Annotated in this window: 16 protein-coding genes; 10 read left to right on the top strand and 6 right to left on the bottom strand. The window is 66.6% G+C overall.

From position 1 onward, the window contains the following. On the bottom strand, positions 1-1,794 hold the full coding sequence (locus H1343_RS13585; RefSeq protein ID WP_246333089.1) for an ABC transporter transmembrane domain-containing protein: 1,794 nt from the start codon (positions 1,792-1,794) through the stop codon (positions 1-3). Positions 1,795-1,966: 172 nt separating this feature from the next. Between H1343_RS13585 and rpmE the strand changes: the two genes are divergently transcribed. After that, positions 1,967-2,188, top strand: coding sequence for a 50S ribosomal protein L31 (rpmE, locus tag H1343_RS13580; protein WP_185983393.1), 222 nt, complete (start codon positions 1,967-1,969; stop codon positions 2,186-2,188). Positions 2,189-2,260: 72 nt separating this feature from the next. Here the strand turns inward: rpmE and H1343_RS13575 are convergent, their stop codons facing one another. Then, positions 2,261-3,226: an alpha/beta fold hydrolase gene (locus H1343_RS13575; protein ID WP_185983392.1), complete on the bottom strand. Its 966-nt coding sequence runs from the start codon at positions 3,224-3,226 to the stop codon at positions 2,261-2,263. A 108-nt stretch (positions 3,227-3,334) separates the two neighbouring features. Between H1343_RS13575 and H1343_RS13570 the strand changes: the two genes are divergently transcribed. Next, positions 3,335-4,336 (top strand): GlxA family transcriptional regulator, encoded by a 1,002-nt coding sequence (locus H1343_RS13570; protein ID WP_185983391.1) that lies wholly within the window; start codon positions 3,335-3,337, stop codon positions 4,334-4,336. Here H1343_RS13570 and H1343_RS13565 read toward each other — a convergent pair. Both H1343_RS13565 and rcdA read right to left on the bottom strand, forming a co-directional pair. Continuing rightward, positions 4,333-4,815, bottom strand: a complete 483-nt coding sequence (locus H1343_RS13565; RefSeq protein ID WP_185983390.1) for a GNAT family N-acetyltransferase — start codon at positions 4,813-4,815, stop codon at positions 4,333-4,335. The two genes, H1343_RS13570 and H1343_RS13565, sit on opposite strands and share 4 nt — an antisense overlap. Positions 4,816-4,826: 11 nt before the next feature. Next, positions 4,827-5,351 carry a protease adaptor protein RcdA gene (rcdA, locus tag H1343_RS13560; RefSeq protein ID WP_185983389.1) on the bottom strand — a complete coding sequence of 175 codons (525 nt, stop codon included), beginning with the start codon at positions 5,349-5,351 and terminating at the stop codon, positions 4,827-4,829. A gap of 391 nt (positions 5,352-5,742) precedes the next feature. Here rcdA and H1343_RS13555 point away from each other — a divergent pair, with 391 nt between their 5' ends. Further along, positions 5,743-6,738, top strand: coding sequence for an NAD(P)H-quinone oxidoreductase (locus tag H1343_RS13555; RefSeq protein ID WP_185985668.1), 996 nt, complete (start codon positions 5,743-5,745; stop codon positions 6,736-6,738). Between the two features lie 127 nt (positions 6,739-6,865). Further along, a complete protein-coding gene (locus tag H1343_RS13550; RefSeq protein ID WP_185983388.1) occupies positions 6,866-7,567 on the top strand; it encodes a DUF1013 domain-containing protein in 702 nt (233 codons plus the stop codon). Between the two features lie 68 nt (positions 7,568-7,635). On the opposite strand, the gene H1343_RS13545 is transcribed toward H1343_RS13550, so the two are convergent. Continuing rightward, positions 7,636-8,442: an SDR family oxidoreductase gene (locus H1343_RS13545; RefSeq protein WP_185983387.1), complete on the bottom strand. Its 807-nt coding sequence runs from the start codon at positions 8,440-8,442 to the stop codon at positions 7,636-7,638. Beyond that, positions 8,429-10,285: a glycoside hydrolase family 15 protein gene (locus H1343_RS13540; RefSeq protein WP_246333088.1), complete on the bottom strand. Its 1,857-nt coding sequence runs from the start codon at positions 10,283-10,285 to the stop codon at positions 8,429-8,431. Before H1343_RS13540 ends, H1343_RS13545 begins: the two co-directional genes overlap by 14 nt. A 172-nt stretch (positions 10,286-10,457) precedes the next feature. Here H1343_RS13540 and H1343_RS13535 point away from each other — a divergent pair, with 172 nt between their 5' ends. From H1343_RS13535 to phoU, 6 genes are all read left to right on the top strand, one after another. Further along, positions 10,458-11,450 carry a hypothetical protein gene (locus H1343_RS13535; protein WP_185983386.1) on the top strand — a complete coding sequence of 331 codons (993 nt, stop codon included), beginning with the start codon at positions 10,458-10,460 and terminating at the stop codon, positions 11,448-11,450. Then, complete coding sequence (locus H1343_RS13530) at positions 11,447-12,721, top strand: ATP-binding protein (RefSeq protein WP_185983385.1); 1,275 nt, start codon at positions 11,447-11,449, stop codon at positions 12,719-12,721. The genes H1343_RS13535 and H1343_RS13530 overlap by 4 nt, the downstream gene beginning before the upstream one ends. A gap of 189 nt (positions 12,722-12,910) precedes the next feature. Continuing rightward, positions 12,911-14,389, top strand: coding sequence for a phosphate ABC transporter permease subunit PstC (pstC, locus tag H1343_RS13525; protein WP_185983384.1), 1,479 nt, complete (start codon positions 12,911-12,913; stop codon positions 14,387-14,389). Further along, positions 14,386-15,702: a phosphate ABC transporter permease PstA gene (gene pstA, locus H1343_RS13520; protein WP_185983383.1), complete on the top strand. Its 1,317-nt coding sequence runs from the start codon at positions 14,386-14,388 to the stop codon at positions 15,700-15,702. The genes pstC and pstA overlap by 4 nt, the downstream gene beginning before the upstream one ends. Positions 15,703-15,791: 89 nt before the next feature. Continuing rightward, positions 15,792-16,538 (top strand): phosphate ABC transporter ATP-binding protein PstB, encoded by a 747-nt coding sequence (pstB, locus tag H1343_RS13515; protein WP_246333623.1) that lies wholly within the window; start codon positions 15,792-15,794, stop codon positions 16,536-16,538. 35 nt (positions 16,539-16,573) lie between these two features. Then, complete coding sequence (gene phoU, locus H1343_RS13510) at positions 16,574-17,290, top strand: phosphate signaling complex protein PhoU (protein ID WP_185983381.1); 717 nt, start codon at positions 16,574-16,576, stop codon at positions 17,288-17,290. The last annotated feature ends 45 nt before the right edge of the window (positions 17,291-17,335 follow it).

Genomic DNA, 17,335 nt, shown 5'->3' with positions numbered 1-17,335 from the left:
CTATTCCGCCGCGCTCGTCACCGGTTCGGTGTTGAACTGGAGGGCGGCAAGGCGAGCGTAGGCCCCGCCGCGCGCCATCAGCGCGGCGTGCGTGCCTTCTTCCACGATCCGCCCGTCGTCGATGACGAGGATGCGGTCCGCCTTGAGGATCGTCGCCAGGCGGTGGGCGATGACGAGCGTCGTGCGCCCGCGCGTCAGCCCGTCGAGCGCATCCTGCACGAGGCGCTCGCTTTCGGCGTCGAGCGCCGAGGTCGCCTCGTCGAGGAGGAGGATCGGCGCGTCGCGAAGCACCGCGCGTGCGATGGCGATGCGCTGGCGCTGGCCGCCCGAGAGCGTCACGCCGCGCTCGCCGACGAGCGTGTCGTAACCGTCCGGGAGCCGCCGGATGAAGCCGTCTGCCTGCGCCGCGACGGCGGCCGCGACCACCGCCTCGCGTGAAGCGTCCGGCTGGCCGAAGGCGATGTTCTCGGCAATGCTCGCGGCGAACACCGCGACGTCCTGCGGCACGAAAGCGATGCGGCTGCGCAGCGCCTCAAGATCGACGCGCGAGACATCGACGCCATCGACGAGGACACGGCCGGCGACCGGATCGTAGAACCGCTCGATGAGCGCGACGATCGTCGACTTGCCGGCGCCTGACGCGCCGACGATCGCCACGGTTTCGCCCGGCCGGACGTCGAAGGACAGGTCCTCGACGATCGTCTGCGCCGGGGCGGCCGGATAGGCGAAGGAGACGCCTTCGAAGCGCAACGCGCCGAGTGCGCGTTGGGGCAGCGCCAACGGGTCGGCCGGAGAGCGGACGGGCGAGGGCTCGGCAAGCAGTTCGGACAAGCGCTCGGTCGCGCCGGCGGCCTGTGCGAGTTCGCCCCAGACCTCGGAGAGCTGGCCGAGCGAGCTTGCCGCGAAGACGGCGTAGAGCAGGAACTGGCCGAGCGTGCCTGCCGTCATTGTGCCGGCGATCACCTGCTGCGCGCCGACCCACAGGACCAGGATCACGGAGGTGAAGATCGTGAAGATGGCAAAGGCCGTGAGGCCCGAGCGTGCGCGGATCGAGGCCTTCGCGGCATCGAACGCCTCCTCGACGACGCTCTCATAGCGCCGCGTCGCCTCGGCTTCGCCGGTGAAGGCCTGCACCGTGCGCACGGCCGCGATCGATTCGCCTGCATAGGCGGTCGCCTCGGCGAGGCGGTCCTGCGCAGCACGTGCGCGCTTGCGCACCTTTCGGCCGAAGGCGATGAGCGGCAGCACCACGAAGGGAATCGCTGCGACGACGATCAGAGACAGGTCCGGCGCCGTCAGCACCATCATCGCGACGGCGCCCACGAAAAGGATGGCGTTGCGCAGGGCCAGAGAGGCGGCCGCGCCCACGGCCGACTTGATCTGCACCGTGTCGGCGGTCAGGCGCGAGACGATCTCACCGGAGAGATTGCGGTCGTAGAAGGCCGGCGAAAGCCGCGCGACATGCGCGAAGACGCTGCGGCGAAGATCGGCGACGATCCGCTCGCCAAGCGTCACGACGAAGAAGTATCGGGCGCCGCTGGCCAGCGCCAGGACGACGCTCAGAACCACCAGCATGGCGAAATAAGTGTCGACGAAGGCCGTGTCGGGCGTGTCGAAGCCGTGATCGACGACGCGACGCACGGCGAGCGGAAGCGAGAGCGCGGTGAGCGAGGCGAGGACGAGCGAGACGAGCGCGCCGGTGACGAGAAAGCGATAGCGCCGCAGGAAGGGCAGGAGCCGGGCGAGGGGTTTCAGCTTGCCTGCCGACGGCGTTCGGGCGGTCTCGCTTTTCAATGAATTCTCCGGCCGCGCCGGCCCTTGTGCCTCTTTGGGCCGTGATGTATAGGCTCACCCTCGAATTTGGAAGCGATCGTGCCGCCAGCGGCGGCTTTTCGGTGTCTCCGTCCCGGAGTGCCGGCGGTGGCGCGGCATGCGGCGCAACGTCGCCCGTTCAGGATCAGGACCCATGAAGCAGAACATTCATCCCGACTACCACACCATCACGGTCGTGATGACGAACGGCACGGAGTACCAGACGAGGTCGACCTGGGGTTCGGAAGGCGACAAGATGAACCTCGACATCGACCCGACGAGCCACCCGGCCTGGACAGGCGGTAACCAGCAGCTTCTGGACCGCGGCGGCCGCGTCTCGCGCTTCAAGAAGCGCTACGAGGGCCTCGGCATCTAAGTTGCCGACCTCGGGGTCGAAACGAAAAAAGCCCGGCGCGAGCCGGGCTTTTTCTTTGCGTGCCGCGTGCGATCAGGCGCGGAAGAACGTTAGCAGATCGGCATTGATCTGGTCGGGATGCGTCGCGAACATTCCGTGCGAAAGGCCCGGATAGGTCTTCAGCGTGCCGTTCGGCAGGAGCTTCACCGCCTTGTGGGCGGAGGCCGCGATCGGGACGACCTGATCGTCCTCGCCATGCATGACGAGCACCGGCAGCTGGATTGCCTGCAGATCGCCCGTGAAATCGGTCTCCGAGAAGGCCTTGATGGAATCGTAGTGCGCCTTCGCACCGCCCATCATGCCCTGGCGCCACCAATTGTCGATCAGACCCTGGCTGACCTCGGCCCCGTCGCGGTTGAAGCCGTAGAACGGCCCAGCCGGCACGTCCTTGAAGAACTGCGCGCGATTGGTGACCAGCGCCTTTCGGAAGCCGTCGAAGACCTCCATCGGCGTGCCTTCCGGGTTGGAGGCCGACTGCAGCATAATCGGCGGAACCGCCCCCATCAGGACGGCCTTGGCCACGCGTCCCGCCTCGGCCCGCGCCACATAGCGCGCCACAACGCCGCCGCCGGTCGAGTGGCCGACATGGATGGCGTTGCGCAGATCGAGGCCGTTCACGAGGTCGGCGGTGTCCGCCGCATAGGTGTCCATCTCGTTGCCGGTATCGGTCTGCGTGGAACGGCCGTGCCCGCGCCGATCGAAGGCGACGACGCGGTAGCCTTCGCCGAGGAAGAACAGCATCTGCGCGTCCCAGTCATCGGCCGAAAGCGGCCAGCCGTGATGGAAGACGATGGGCTGCGCGTCCTTCGGACCCCAGTCCTTGTAGAAGATTTCCGTACCGTCCTGCGTGGTGATCGTCGCCATGACGAAGTCTCCTGTTTGCGGTGTGGTTGCGAACGAGATGGTGGGGAGAGCGAGGGTTGCGAGTGCGGTGCCGCCCGCGATCAAGACGTCGCGGCGTCGCAGTTCTAGCACCCTGTGTTGTCTGTCTTGCGTCATTGCCCTCTGTCCTTCTTCCCGAGGTTCGCTGGTTGCATGGACGAGATAGGCGGCCGCTGATACGAACGGACGTGGCGGAACCGACATAGTACGAGGCGGAGCGGACAGATGGAGAAACCCGGTGTCCCGGTCGCGGAAATCGGCCTCCTCATCTATCCCGACTGCCAACTCGCGGCTGTCCACGGGCTGACGGATCTCTTCCGTATCGCCAACGAGAGCACGGAGCGGATTGAGGCACTGGAGACAGCCGATATCGCGCCGCCATTCATGCGCGTTTCGCACTGGCGCGCGGACGAGGACGAAGGGAAGGTTTCCTGCGTCTATGACAGCCATCCCGGCCTGCCGCATCGCCTCAGCCATGTCATCGCGCCGCCGAGCATCATATCGCCGAAGAACATGCGCCCCATGCCCGCCGCGGCGGCGTGGATGAGCGAGCGCCATGCCCAAGGCAGCACGCTCTGCTCGGTCTGCGCCGGTGCCTTCGTGCTCGCGGAGACCGGCCTCATCGACGGCCGTCGCGCGACCACGCATTGGGCCTTCGCGAGCGAACTGGCGGCGCGCTTCCCCACGATCGAACTGGCGGCGGAAAACCTCGTCGTCGACGAGGGAGACATCATGACGGCAGGCGGCATCCTTGCGTGGACGGATCTCGGCCTGACGCTCGTCGAGCGGCTTCTGGGGCCGAGCGTGATGCTGGCGACCGCGCGCTTCCTCCTGATCGACCCGCCAAGGCGCTCGCAGCGCCCCTTCGGCGAGTTCGTACCGAGGCTCGACCATTCCGACGAAGCCGTGCGGCGCGCCCAGCATCGCATCCACGCGGATGGCGGCAAGGGCGCGAGCGTCGCCGAGCTCGCCGCCTCGGCCGGACTGACGGAGCGAACCTTCCTGCGCCGCTTCGTGAAGGCGACGGGCCTGCGCCCGATCGACTACGTCCAGGAGGTGCGCATCGCCAAGGCGCGCGAGGCGCTGGAACTGACGCGCCAGCCTGTGGACCGGATCGCGTGGCAGGTCGGCTATTCGGACCCGGCGGCGTTCCGCAAGACGTTCCAGAGAATAACGGGGCTGACGCCCGCGACCTTCCGCCAGCGCTTCGGCATCGCGGTCCGTTAAAGCGTGCGGTACATCACCAGGGCGTCGACGAAGCCGCGCGTCGGATGCTCGAAGGCGCCGGGCAGGCGGCCGACGACCGCGTGGCCGAGCGATTCCCACAGCCGCACCGCGCGCTCGTTGGTGCTCACGACGAAGTTGAACTGCATTGCCCGGAAGCCGGTCTGGCGCGCGCGTTCGATCGAATGGGCGTGCATGGCCCGGGCGACGCCACGCCCGGCCGCGCCCTCGCTCGTCATGTAGCCGCAATTGCACACATGGCGGCCGCCGCCGGCCTGATTGGCACGGATGTAGTAGGTACCGAGGATCTCGCCATCGTCCTCGGCGACGAAGGTCTCGCGGTCGGGGCCCGTCCAATAGGCGAGGGCATCTTCGCGACTCATGTCGCGGTCCAGCGAATAGGTCTCTCCCGCCCGAAGGACGGGGCCCACGATCGCCCAGACCGCGTCATCGTCTTGCGTTTCGGCCAGTCTGATCTGCATGGGACGCGGGTTCAGACCGCAAAGGCGGTGCGCAGGAGGTCGATCTGCTCGGCCACGGGGTTGCGCCCCTCGCGCGGCTCCTCTTCTCGCCCGTAGATTTCGCGGTCGAGCATCGAGATACGCGTTTCGAGCTGGATCGCCCGCTCCACGAGATCGCGGAATGTCTCGGGCAGATCACCGAAGGCCGGAAGCTCGCGACCGCTGCCGATCCCTTCCAGCCGAACCTTCACTTTCTCGGCCTCGACCTGCGCGCGCGACATGTCACCCTGATTGGCCGCGCGCTGCAAAAGGAGCCAAGACGCGATCTGCATCAGGCGGGTCGTCAGACGCATGGATTCGGCCGCGTAGAGCGTCGAGGCCGCCTTGGTCAGCCCCTTCACCTCGCGTCGTCCGTCTCCGTCGAGATAGGCCGCCGTTTCGTCGACCAGTCCCATCCCCTCGTTGAAGATCGGCTGGAACGATTGCGAGAATGCCAGCCGTTCGGCGAGACGGATCGTCTCGGCTCGCGAAACGGTTTCGGATGAGATGGTCGTCATGGTGGCGAGAACCGGCTTGGCTTCACAAGGTTGCAATCGGCTCGCGACGCGGAATCGTTCCGCTCTCGGCCGGCGCGCTGAAAGTGGGCCGATCGTGAGCCGGAGGCAAGCAAGGGCGCGCGGTTTGGTTAACCGCCCTTCATCTTTCGGAGCAAGAGCCCGTGCCGCCGGGGGCGCCAAAAAAAGAGAGCCGCACATGGGCGGCTCTGTGAAGTTCAACAGGGAGGCGTCGAACACCTCGCAGCGAGGCGCTCATCCAAAAACTGGATGGGCAGAGCTTACGCTGCGGATGCTTAACGAAGCGTTGACGCTCCCTCGCAATATTCACCACGCGTCTACCTTATGAGTGCGACGAGCAGAAGAGGACACGGCATTGAGCAACGGACAGGTGATGCAGGCGATCGCAATCGAGACGGCTGGCGGGCCGGAGGTGCTGAAGCCTCAGACCATGCCTCGCCCGCAGCCCGCGCCCGGCGAGGTCCTGATCGAAGTCCACGCCGCCGGCGTCAACCGGCCGGACGTCATGCAACGCGCCGGTCTGTATCCGCCCCCGGCCGGTGCCCCGCACTGGCCGGGCCTCGAGGTCGCGGGCGTCGTCGTCGAGGCGGGCGCGGGCGTCACGCGGTGGAAGGTGGGAGACCGTGTGACGGCGCTTCTGGCGGGTGGCGGCTATGCCGAATACGCCGCCGCGCCGCAGGAGACGGTCATGCCGGTGCCGCAGGGCTATTCCTTCGTCGAGGCGGCGGCCGTTCCCGAGACCTTCATGACCGTCTGGCACAACGTCTTCCAGCGCGGCGCGCTGAAGGCGGGCGAAACGCTTCTCGTACACGGTGGCACGTCCGGCATCGGGACGACGGCGATCCAGCTCGCCGTCGCGACGGGGGCACGCGCCATCACGACGGTCGGCAGCGCCGACAAGGCGAAGGTGGCGCGAGACCTCGGCGCCGAACTCGCCGTCAACTACCGTGAGGCGGATTTCGTGGAAGCGGTGCGCGAACACACCGGCGGGCGCGGTGCCGACGTGATCCTCGACATGGTCGGCGGGGAGTATGTCGGCCGTAACATCGTGGCGGCGGCCGATGACGGGCGCATCGTGCAGATCGCGACGATGAAGGGCCACAAGGTGGAGATCAACGCCGGTCTCGTCATGCGCAAGCGCCTCACGCTTACGGGTTCGACGCTGCGGCCACGCGGCCTCGACTTCAAAGGCGCTCTGGCGCGCGAGGTCGTCGAACGGGTGTGGCCGCTCCTGGAACAGCGCAAGGTCGCGCCGCTGATCGATCTCGTCCTGCCGCTCGAGGAGGCGGCGGAGGCGCATCGCGCGATGGACGCCGATCATGTCGGCAAGATCATGCTGACGACGGCGAAGGGGCGCGCTGCCGGATAATGCGGCATGCGGTGCGGGCTTTCCTTGCGAAGCCTTCGCCCAGTGCCTATAGTCCCGGCGAATTCTCGAGAATGTGGCAACGTCCACGGCCCGCTCTGCCGAGCGGGCGAACAGGAGACCTATATCCATGGCTCAGCAGCTCCTGATGCCCAAGGCGACCGCGGTCTGGCTCGTCGACAACACGGCTCTGTCGTTCGACCAGATCGCCGAGTTCTGCACGCTGCATCCGCTCGAGGTGAAGGCGATCGCCGACGGCGAATCGGCGCAGGGCATCAAGGGCATGGACCCGATCATCACCGGCCAGCTCACACGCGACGAGATCGTGCGAGGCGAGAACGACGAGAACTATCGCCTGAAGCTCGCGCCGCCGAAGGTTCGCGTGCCGGAGGCCAAGCGCAAGGGGCCGCGCTACACGCCCGTTTCCAAGCGTCAGGACCGGCCGAATGCCATTCTCTGGCTGGTGCGCAACCATCCCGAGCTGAAGGATCCGCAGATTTCGCGCCTCGTCGGCACGACGAAGAACACGATCGAGCAGATCCGCGAGCGCACGCACTGGAACTCGGCGAACCTGACCCCGATGGACCCGGTGACGCTGGGCCTCTGCTCGCAGATCGATCTCGACCTCGAGGTCGAAAAGGCTTCGCGCGGGATGCCGCGCCCGGAAGAGGCGGCCGAGGAAGAGCGCCTGCTCTCGGCTGCACAGACGCAGAACTATCGCAGCGCCCCGCGCGGCGAGGAGGACGAGCTGGACGCGGCGGCCGTCTTCGCCAAGCTCACCTCCATGCGCAGCACGGAGAACGAGGACGAGAGCGACGAAGAAACCCGCTGACGGGAGTCAGCGCATGGGTTGAAAAAAGGGCGCCGCGCGGCGCCCTTTTTTCGTTCCGGCGCCGGCGCTCATCCGTTGCCGCGAAACTCCGGATAGAGAGTCATCGCTCCGTCGATGAAAATCGTCTGACCGACGACGTAGTCGGCGGCGTCCGAAACCAGCCATGCCACGCAGCGCCCGATATCCTCCGGCTCGCCGATGCGCCCGTAGGGGATCAGCTTCAGCATCTCCTTCTCACCGTCGCCCTCGCGTTCGGCGGCGTTGATCGCGGTCGCGATCGCGCCAGGACCGATGGCGTTGACACGGATGCGCTCCGGCGCGACCTCCTGCGCGAGAGATTCCATCAGGAGCTTCAGGCCGCCCTTCGACGCCGCGTAATTGGCGTGGAAGGCCCAGGGGATGCGCTGGTGGACGGATGAGTTGAAGACGAGCTTGCCGAGCGAGCGGCTCTGGCCCATGCCTTTCCCTCGGAAGCGGCGGATCGCCTCACGTCCGATGAGGAACGAGCCGGTGAGGTTCACCTCGATCACCGTGTTCCAGTCCTCCAGCGTCATGTCCGCGATCTTCGCGTCACGCTGGAGGCCGGCGTTGGAAACCACGATGTCGATCGGGCCGAGGTCGCGTTCGGCAGCGTCGAAGAGCGAGATCACCTCGGCCTCCTTCGAAACGTCCGCCTGGAGGGCGACGGCCTTGCCCCCCATCGCCTCGACGGTGCGTGCGAGCTTCTCGGCCTCCTCGCCGTGGCTCCGATAGTTGAGGGCGACGTCCGCTCCGGCCTTGGCGAGCGCCTCCACGATGCCCTTGCCGATACCCGTTGCCGCGCCCGTGACGAGTGCGCGCTGGCCTGCGAGCGAGAGAAGATCAGGTGATGCCATCGGGATCCTCCAGAATGCCGTAGGTCGCATTGGTCGGGTCCTGCCGGTCGCCATTCAGCGCGCGATCGAGCCATATCGCCGCTGAGATCAGCGACAGATGCGTGAGGGCCTGCGGGAAATTGCCGAGATGCTCTCCGGACTTGGAGAGTTCTTCGGAGTAGAGGCCGAGATGGTTGGCGTAGGCATGGAGCTTCTCGAACAGAAGGCGCGCTTCTGCCGTATAGCCGGTGCGCGCCAAGGCCTCGATGTACCAGAACGAGCAGATGGTGAACGCGCCTTCCTCGCCCTCCAGGCCGTCGGGGTTCTCGTCGGTGTTGTGGTAGCGCATGACGAGGCAGTCGTGGACGAGTTCGCGGCGCACGGCACGCAGCGTCGACGTCCACATCGGATCGCGCGGGTTGATGAAGCGCACGAGCGGCATCAGGAGAACGACGGCATCGAGTCCTGTACCACCCTTGACCTGCGTGAAGGCGCCGACCTCCTCGTTCCAGAATTCCTCCACGATCGACTTCTGGATCCTGTCGCGCTCGACGCGCCACCGCACGATGTCGGCAGGCAGCGAGTGGCGCGCGGCGATCCTCATGCCACGGTCGAGCGCGACCCAGGACATCAGCCGCGACGAAAGATACTCCCGATCCTCGCCCCGGCTCTCCCATATGCCGCGATCGGGCAGGCGCCAGTTGTCGCAGAGCCAGTCGACGATCCCCGAGATCCTGGTCCAGACCGAATAGGACGGTTTGCCGCGGGCGCGGGTCGAAATGTAGATGGAATCCAGAAGCTCGCCGTAGATGTCCATCTGGCGCTGGTCGAAGGCACCGTTGCCGATGCGCACGGGCCGAGAGGCCATATAGCCGGAGAGGTGATCGAGCTCGCTCTCGACCGGCTCGCCCTGACCGTCCATCTTGTACATGATCTGGAGGTGCGGGGCCCTTTCGACCGCACGCTCCATCAGGAAGTGCATGAAGGCCTCGGCCTCGTCGTAATAGTTGAGGCGCGAGAGCGCGTAGAGCGTGAAGGCGGAATCGCGCACCCAGCAGAAGCGGTAGTCCCAGTTGCGCTCTCCGCCCGGCGTCTCGGGCAGACCGAAGGTCGCGGCCGCCGCAATCGAGCCGTGCTTGGACGAGGTGAGCAGCTTCAACGTCAGTGCGGAGCGCACCACGAGTTCGCGCCAGTAGGTCGGGTAGGTGCCGCGCCGAACCCAGTTGTGCCAGAAGTCGCTCGTCTGGCGGAAAGCCTCGGCGACGTAGTTCTCGTCGATCTTGGGCACCTCCGCGCGACCTGGGCACATCACGACATGGCAGGTTTCGTCTTCCTTCAGCCGGATTCGGGCTCCGATCCCGTTCTCGCCGATCTCCACCGGCGCCGAGGCGTAGAAGTAAACCGCATCGTCTCCATCGCCCCAGGATACCTTGACCCCGCCGCCGTCGACCGGGTCGTAGCGCGGCGTCTGGCGCGCGTAGTCGGGCGCCGGCGTGATCTTGAGGAGAAAGTCGACGCTGCCGACGATGGCGCGTGCACGGCGGATGATGCGCCCCGAGCCGTCGAGCGGCATAAACTCGGTCACCTCGCCGATCTGCCCGTCGGTGAGAAAACGGTTGAGCAGGATGTTGGTGTCGGGAAGGTATATCTGCTTGAGCTTGGCTTGGTCGGCATCCATCCAGAGGCGGAATTCTCCCCCCTTTTCCTCGTCGAGAAGGCTGGCGAAAAGCGTCGGCGAATCGATCTCAGGATAGGAGAAGAAGTCGATCCGCCCGTCCGGCGTGACCAGCGCCAGCGTTCGCATGTCGCCGATGACCCCGTGCTGGTCGATCGGATTGCGCGGCTTGGGAAGAGCGTTCGGCATGGGGCCTCGGGAGTGGAGGGGCGGCAAAATCAGATTGTGCTCCGCGTCGCGAAGTAAAGGCGCGCCGGTGGCGCTATCGGGCCTCCATGGCCTTTGCTAAGTTTCGCTCCACATCCACAGGGCAGAAGGGATGCCCTTTCGCCTTCGGGCGCCAATGGACGGAAAGAGCTTGATGGACGGCATCGAAGAGAGCCTGCGACGCGCCTTGGGTGGAGGCGATGCGCAAGATCCAGCGTTCCGGCAATCCATTTATGAGGCCTCCCAGCGCGCCATCGAGCGCATGATCGAGGCGAGGGGCCTCGACGAGGAACGCGCCTACGCCGAGCGCATGCGCCTCTACGAGACGATGCAGAGGGTGGAGGCGGAATATTCCGGCGCGCCTGCGGCGACCTTCGACGGCGAGCGGGCCGACGCCAGCGAACCGGCGCGTTACGAGCCGGCGGATCCGCATTCGAGCATCCAGCCCTCCGGGGCGCGCGCGCCCGGCAGCTATGCGGCCCCTGCCGCTGTTCCGCAGGAGGGCGAGCCGGTGCAGGAAGAGGTCTGGACGCCCGGCGCCGGCCGCGCCCGCACACGCCGCGCAAACCGCCTGCCGGCGCTGATCGCGGTCATTTTCGCCGTTCTCGTGCTCGCCGCCGCGCTCTACTGGTTTCTGGCCGACGGCAGCGATTCGCAGGCCGACGAGACGGCTTCGCTCACCCCCGCCGTCGGCGAGGCGGCGCCGCCGCCGCTCGACTGGATCAACGTCTTCGACGGCACGGATCTCCAGCGCCTCGCAGCCCCCTCCGGCGGGCGCATCGAGGAGGTCGATGCCCAGGGCCGTCAGGCCGTTCGCCTTGCAGGCCCGCAGGGCTCCGAGGGCGAGATCGTCCTCGACCTTGGCGCCGGGCTCGCACGCGATCTCGCTGGCGCCGACGTGCGCATCGAGGTCGTCGCGGGCTCCCCCGACGACGACGCGCGCGAGTTCTCCGTGCGATGCGTCTTCTCGGACGCCAATGTCTGCGAGCGCCAGCGCTTTCTCACCACGATGCACGAGGAGGCCTTTGTCTTCGACGTAACCGTGCCGGAGGGCGCCGAAGCGCCGGCCAACCTCGCCATTGGACCCGGCCTCTCGGCGGACGGGCCCGACATCGATCTCTTCTCGGTCCGCATGCGTCGCCTGTGAAGGACGAACGCAAGGCCGCCTGGAGAAGACGATACGAGGCAGCGCTCAGGCGCCGCTCCGACCTTGCCGCCGTCGCCGGCTTCGCGCTGATTGCGTTCCTCGTTCCACAGGCGGTGCCGCTTGCCGCCATCGCCTCGCTGGTCGTCGTCGCTTTTGCCCTCATCGATCGCCGGTCGCGTCCGCGCGCGGCGGCCGGGCCGGTCACCGTCCAGGGGCCGTTATGGGGTGAGGGGGCTGCCGGCCCTGTCCTCGAGGCGATGACCGATCCGGTGCTCATCGTCGACCGCGCGCTCTTCATCCGCTTCTGCAACCGCGCGGCCGTTCAGACCTTCGGCACCGTGGCGCCGGGCGAGCCGGTGACCCTGCGCTTCCGCACGCCGGAAGTCGCCATGCTGGCGCGCGAGGTCTTTGCCGATTCGATCCCCTGCGAGACCATCCACCGCGAAGGCCGGCTGGAGGAGCGCGTCTGGTCGCTGAGCATATCGCCCATCCGCGAGGACAGGCCGGGCACCACGCGCTACGCCCTCTTCACCTTCCGCGACCGCACCGCCGAGCATCAGGCCGCGCGAATGCGCTCGGACTTCGTTGCCAACGCCAGCCACGAACTGCGCACGCCGCTCGCGTCCCTCATCGGGTTCATCGAGACGCTGGAAGGCCCTGCGCGCGACGACCGTGAGGCACGCACGCGCTTCCTCTCCATCATGCGCGATCAGGCGGGACGCATGTCGCGGCTCATCGATGATCTTCTCTCGCTCTCGCGGATCGAGACGCGGCCACGGCTTGGACCGGGTGACGAGGCCGACCTCGTCGCTGTGCTTTCCACCGTGCGCGCGCTGATGGAGCCGCTGGCCGCGGAAGCGGGCGTCGAACTGGAACTGGACACGGACGGGCACGACAGCTTCCTCGTCGAGGGCGACGGCGACGAACTCGTCCGCGTCTTTGTCAATCTCGTCGAGAACGCCTGCCGCTACGCCGCGTCGGGCAAACGCGTCATCATCGACCTGTCCGCCGTGGGGGAGAACGAGGCGGAGGCCGAGGTCCGGGATTTCGGACCCGGCATCGCTTCCCGGCACTTGCCGCGCCTCACCGAGCGCTTCTACCGCGTGGCGGAGGGCGACCCGAAGGCGCGCGACGGCACGGGGCTCGGTCTTTCGATCGTGCGCAACATCCTGATCCGGCACGGCACGCGGCTGCGCATCGAGTCGGTGGAGGGCAAGGGCTCGACCTTCTCGGTCCGGTTCCGTCGCAAAACCGACATGGAATCAGCCTGATTCCATAAAAATCAATATCTTAGGGTGTCATAAAAGTGAGACGGCCTCCCCCTATACGGTGGCGGTCGCCGATAAACGGCGCCGTGGTGCGTAGCGGAAGCTATGGAGCGGCGCGCGTTTCCCGGCGTGATGGCCGGCTTCGGTGTCCGGTCGTCTTTCAGGCGACGTGGCCGAAGGAACGCTCAGGCAATGACGACTTCGATGATCGTTTTGACGGTTCTCGTGCTGGCGATTGTCGCCGGTTTCGTCGCGGTGCACCGCGCCCGCGCCGTGGCCAAGGGCGAGCATCTCCATTCGCGGCCGATCTATCACGGCGCCTATGCCTTCACCTGGGCGGCGCTGCCCTCTATTCTCGCGCTCGTGGCGTGGATCATCGTTTCACCCTTCGTCATCGACGGCGTCGTGCGGTCGAACTTCCCCGAGGATGTCGGCCCGCAGCTGAATGCTTTCCCAGGGCTGGCCGAGAGCATCGTCGACAGCCTGGCGCGCGGCATCCGCCTGATACCCGAGCATGAGCGTGGCGCCGTCGCCGATATGGGCATCGCCGAACTCGGCCCGATCCTTCAGGCTCGCGGCGTTCCGGTCGTGACCGCAGCGCAGGATTTCATGATTCCCGCTGCGCTCGCGCAGATCCAGGCTGAAGACACCAGCCGCCTTGCCATGACGGTCGTCGTGATCGCGCTGGCCGTCGCGGGCGCAGCCTTCGCGATCAGCCGCATCCGACTGCGGCTGCGGGCCCGCGACACGGTCGAGCGTGTGACCCGCGCGCTCCTGATCGTCGCATCATCCATCGCCATTCTCACCACTGTCGGCATCGTCTTCTCGATGCTGTTCGAGGCGATGCAGTTCTTCTCCTTCGTGCCGATCACCGACTTCCTGTTCGGAACGGTGTGGGAGCCGCGCTTTGCGGCGGCCGGCACGAGCGCGGCGGGGCAGTTCGGCCTCGTGCCGCTCCTGGCTGGCACGCTCTACATCGCCCTCGTCGCCATGTGCTTCGCGGTGCCGATCGGCCTCTTCGCGGCGATCTACATGGCCGAATACGCGAGCCCTCGTGCGCGTGGCGTCGTCAAGCCGCTGCTGGAGGTGCTGGCCGGCATTCCCACCATCGTCTACGGCTTCTTCGCGCTGATCACCGTCGGCCCGTTCCTGCGTGACCTTTCTGGCCAGCTCAACGGTCTCCTGACGGGAAGTTACTCGAGCTTCATTCAGGCTCAGTCGGTGCTGACAGCGGGCCTCGTGATGGGCGTGATGCTCATCCCCTTCGTCTCGTCTCTTTCGGATGACGTCATCACGGCGGTTCCGCGCTCGCTGCGCGACGGTTCGCTGGGCCTCGGTGCCACGCGCTCCGAGACGGTGCGCAAGGTGATCTTGCCGGCGGCGCTGCCGGGGATCGTCTCGGCGCTACTGCTGACCATGTCGCGCGCCATCGGCGAGACCATGATCGTGGTGCTCGCGGCAGGCATCGCCGCCAATCTGACGATCAACCCGTTCGAGGCGATGACAACGGTGACGATCAAGATCGTCAGCCAGCTGACGGGCGACATCGACTTCACCTCACCGCAGAGCCTCGTCGCCTTCGCCCTCGGCCTGTCGCTCTTCGTGATCACCCTCGGGCTGAACGTCTTCGCCCTCTACATCGTGCGCAAGTATCGGGAGCAGTACGAATGAGCGATACGACCGCAGGGCGCGCCGGAGCGCCGACAAGCGTGGCGCCTGCGCGCCGGGACATCGGCATCCGCCGCCGCTACGCCGCAGAACGCCGCTTCAAGATGTATGGCATCGCCGCCGTCGGTGTCGGCCTCGTCTTCCTCGTGTGGCTCCTGTGGACTGTGATCAGCCAAGGCTACACCGCCTTCTGGCAGACCGAGCTGCGTCTTCCGATCACCTTTTCGGAAGAGGTGATCGACCCGAACGGCGAGCGCGACCGTAGCGCTATGATGCGTGCGGACTATCCGCGCCTCGCCAACGAGGCGATCGCCGCCAAGCTGGGCGTCGATCGCGAAGACCGTCAGGCCTTCTCGCAGGTTTCGGCGCTCGTCTCCAACGGCGTGCGCGGTCTTCTGCGCGACGAGGTGCTGGCAAATCCGACGATCATCGGCACGACCCAGGAAATCTGGCTCCCGGCCAACTCGATCGTCGATTCGGCGGTCAAGGGGCAGTACAATCTCGACGTGCCCGAGAACCGCCGTCCGCTGAACGATCGTCAGCTGGCCTGGATCGCTCAGCTCCAGGACAGCGGCGACCTCGCCCAGCGTTTCAACACCGGCTTCTTCACCAACGGCGCCTCTTCGCGCGCCGAGACGGCGGGCGTGGGTGTGGCGATCGCCGGCTCCTTCATGATGATGGTGATCGTCCTTCTCTTGGCGCTGCCGATCGGCGTCGCCGCCTCCATCTATCTGGAGGAGTTCGCGCCGAAGAACCGACTGACCGATCTCATCGAGGTCAACATCAACAATCTTGCGGCCGTGCCGTCGATCGTCTTCGGCCTGCTCGGCCTGGCCGTCTTCGTCAACTGGTTCGGCCTGCCACGTTCAGCGGCTCTCGTCGGCGGACTTGTGCTGACGCTGATGACGCTGCCGACGATCATCATCGCGACCCGCGCCGCGCTGCGCGCCGTCCCTCCATCGATCCGCGCGGCGGCTCTTGGACTCGGCGCCTCGAAGAACCAGATGGTGTTCCACCATGTGCTGCCGCTGGCCGCGCCCGGCATCTTGACGGGCACGATCATCGGCCTGGCGCAGGCGCTCGGCGAAACGGCGCCGCTGCTCCTCATCGGCATGGTCGCCTTCGTCGCCGATCACCCCTCGGGGCCGATGGACGCCTCGACGGCCCTGCCGGTGCAGATCTTCATGTGGGCGAACGAGGCTGACCGCGCCTTCGTGGAACGCACCTCCGGTGCGATCATCGTCCTACTTCTCTTCCTCGCGGTGATGAACATCGCCGCCGTCTTGCTGCGCCGCCGCTTCGAACGCCGCTGGTAAAGGGACCGATCATGAGCCAGAGCCAACCCGTCATCGAGACGCATGTGCAGACCCCCGCTTCGGTCGCGCCGGACAATTCGCCGGTCAAGATGCGCGGCCGGAAGGTCAACGTCTTCTACGGCGCCAAGCAGGCCCTCTTCGATGTCGATCTCGACGTCGCCGAGCGCCGCGTCACGGCCCTCATCGGGCCGTCCGGCTGCGGCAAGTCGACCTTCCTGCGCTGTCTCAACCGGATGAACGACACGGTGGAATCGGCGCGCGTCGAGGGCGACATCACCCTTGATGGCGAGGACATCTACGCGCCGGATCTCGACGTCGTGGAACTGCGCGCCCGCGTCGGCATGGTGTTCCAGAAGCCGAACCCGTTCCCGAAGTCGATCTTCGACAACGTGGCCTACGGTCCGCGTATCCACGGCCTCGCCGCCAACAAGAGCGAGCTGGAGGAGATCGTCGTCACGAGCCTCAAGCGCGCGGGCCTCTTCGAAGAGGTGAAGGACCGCCTGAATGAGCCGGGCACCGGCCTGTCGGGTGGTCAGCAGCAGCGCCTGTGCATCGCGCGCGCCATCGCGGTTTCGCCCGAGGTCATCCTGATGGACGAGCCTTGTTCGGCGCTCGACCCGATTGCGACGGCCACCGTCGAAGCGCTGATCGACGAGTTGAAGCGCAACTACACGATCGTCATCGTCACCCACTCCATGCAGCAGGCGGCGCGCGTGAGCCAGGCGACGGCCATGTTCCATCTCGGCCGCGTCGTCGAGGTCGGGCCGACGGAGAAGATGTTCCAGAACCCGGACGACAAGCGCACGCGCGACTACATCACCGGCCGCTTCGGCTGACGCAACATGCCCCGGCGGCGGGGCGGGAGAACCTCATGGCCGAACATATCGTCTCGTCCTACGATGCCGAGCTCAAGTCCATCCTCAGCGACATCTCGTCGATGGGCGGGCAGGCCGAGCGCATCGTCGCGCGCGCCGTCGAGTCGCTCACCCGCAGCGACGCGGTCCTTGCCCGCTCCGTCGTGGCCGAGGACAAGGTCCTCGACGCCGCCCAGCGCGACCTCGATGAGCACGCGATCATGACGATCGCCAAGCGCCAGCCGATGGCGCAGGACCTGCGCGAGATCGTGGGCGCCATCCGCATCTCCAACGACCTCGAACGCATCGGTGATCTCGGCAAGAACATCGCCAAGCGCGTGATTTCGATCGCGGAGCACAACCAGCCGGTCAAGCTCGTGCGCGGCATCGAACATCTTTCGGAGCTCGCGCTCGAGCAGCTCAAGGACGTGCTCGATGCCTATGCGGTGCGCGATGAGGCCCGAGCAGAGGCCGTGCGCATGCGCGACGAGGAAATCGACGCGATGTACACGTCGATCTTCCGGGAACTCTTGACCTACATGATGGAGGATCCGCGCAACATCACCGCTTGCACGCATCTTCTCTTTTCGGCCAAGAACATTGAGCGGATCGGCGACCACGCGACCAACATCGCGGAGACGATCTACTACATCAAGACGGGTCAGCAGATGGATCTCGATCGCCCCAAGGACGATCGAACCCACACGATCGGCACCGCGCAGGCGAGCGTCTGAGGCGAGGGCCCCCGGCTCGATGACGCGCCGGGGCTGACCAGGAGG

Origin of the sequence: Aureimonas mangrovi (assembly GCF_014058705.1) — a bacterium.
GTDB classification, from domain to species: Bacteria; Pseudomonadota; Alphaproteobacteria; order Rhizobiales; family Rhizobiaceae; genus Aureimonas; species Aureimonas mangrovi.
Note: the sequence above shows the minus strand (reverse complement) of the source record. Positions and strands in the feature narration are given on the sequence as shown.

Coding starts and splice junctions, on each gene's coding strand:
- pstB (WP_246333623.1), top strand. CDS start 15,792: ATGCGCGGCCGGAAGGTCAACGTCTTCTACGGCGCCAAGCAGGCCCTC.
- H1343_RS13545 (WP_185983387.1), bottom strand. CDS start 8,442: ATGGCATCACCTGATCTTCTCTCGCTCGCAGGCCAGCGCGCACTCGTC.
- rcdA (WP_185983389.1), bottom strand. CDS start 5,351: ATGACGACCATCTCATCCGAAACCGTTTCGCGAGCCGAGACGATCCGT.
- pstA (WP_185983383.1), top strand. CDS start 14,386: ATGAGCGATACGACCGCAGGGCGCGCCGGAGCGCCGACAAGCGTGGCG.
- H1343_RS13555 (WP_185985668.1), top strand. CDS start 5,743: ATGCAGGCGATCGCAATCGAGACGGCTGGCGGGCCGGAGGTGCTGAAG.
- phoU (WP_185983381.1), top strand. CDS start 16,574: ATGGCCGAACATATCGTCTCGTCCTACGATGCCGAGCTCAAGTCCATC.
- H1343_RS13575 (WP_185983392.1), bottom strand. CDS start 3,226: ATGACGCAAGACAGACAACACAGGGTGCTAGAACTGCGACGCCGCGAC.
- H1343_RS13540 (WP_246333088.1), bottom strand. CDS start 10,285: ATGCCGAACGCTCTTCCCAAGCCGCGCAATCCGATCGACCAGCACGGG.
- pstC (WP_185983384.1), top strand. CDS start 12,911: ATGACGACTTCGATGATCGTTTTGACGGTTCTCGTGCTGGCGATTGTC.
- H1343_RS13535 (WP_185983386.1), top strand. CDS start 10,458: ATGGACGGCATCGAAGAGAGCCTGCGACGCGCCTTGGGTGGAGGCGAT.
- H1343_RS13565 (WP_185983390.1), bottom strand. CDS start 4,815: ATGCAGATCAGACTGGCCGAAACGCAAGACGATGACGCGGTCTGGGCG.
- H1343_RS13570 (WP_185983391.1), top strand. CDS start 3,335: ATGGAGAAACCCGGTGTCCCGGTCGCGGAAATCGGCCTCCTCATCTAT.
- H1343_RS13550 (WP_185983388.1), top strand. CDS start 6,866: ATGGCTCAGCAGCTCCTGATGCCCAAGGCGACCGCGGTCTGGCTCGTC.
- rpmE (WP_185983393.1), top strand. CDS start 1,967: ATGAAGCAGAACATTCATCCCGACTACCACACCATCACGGTCGTGATG.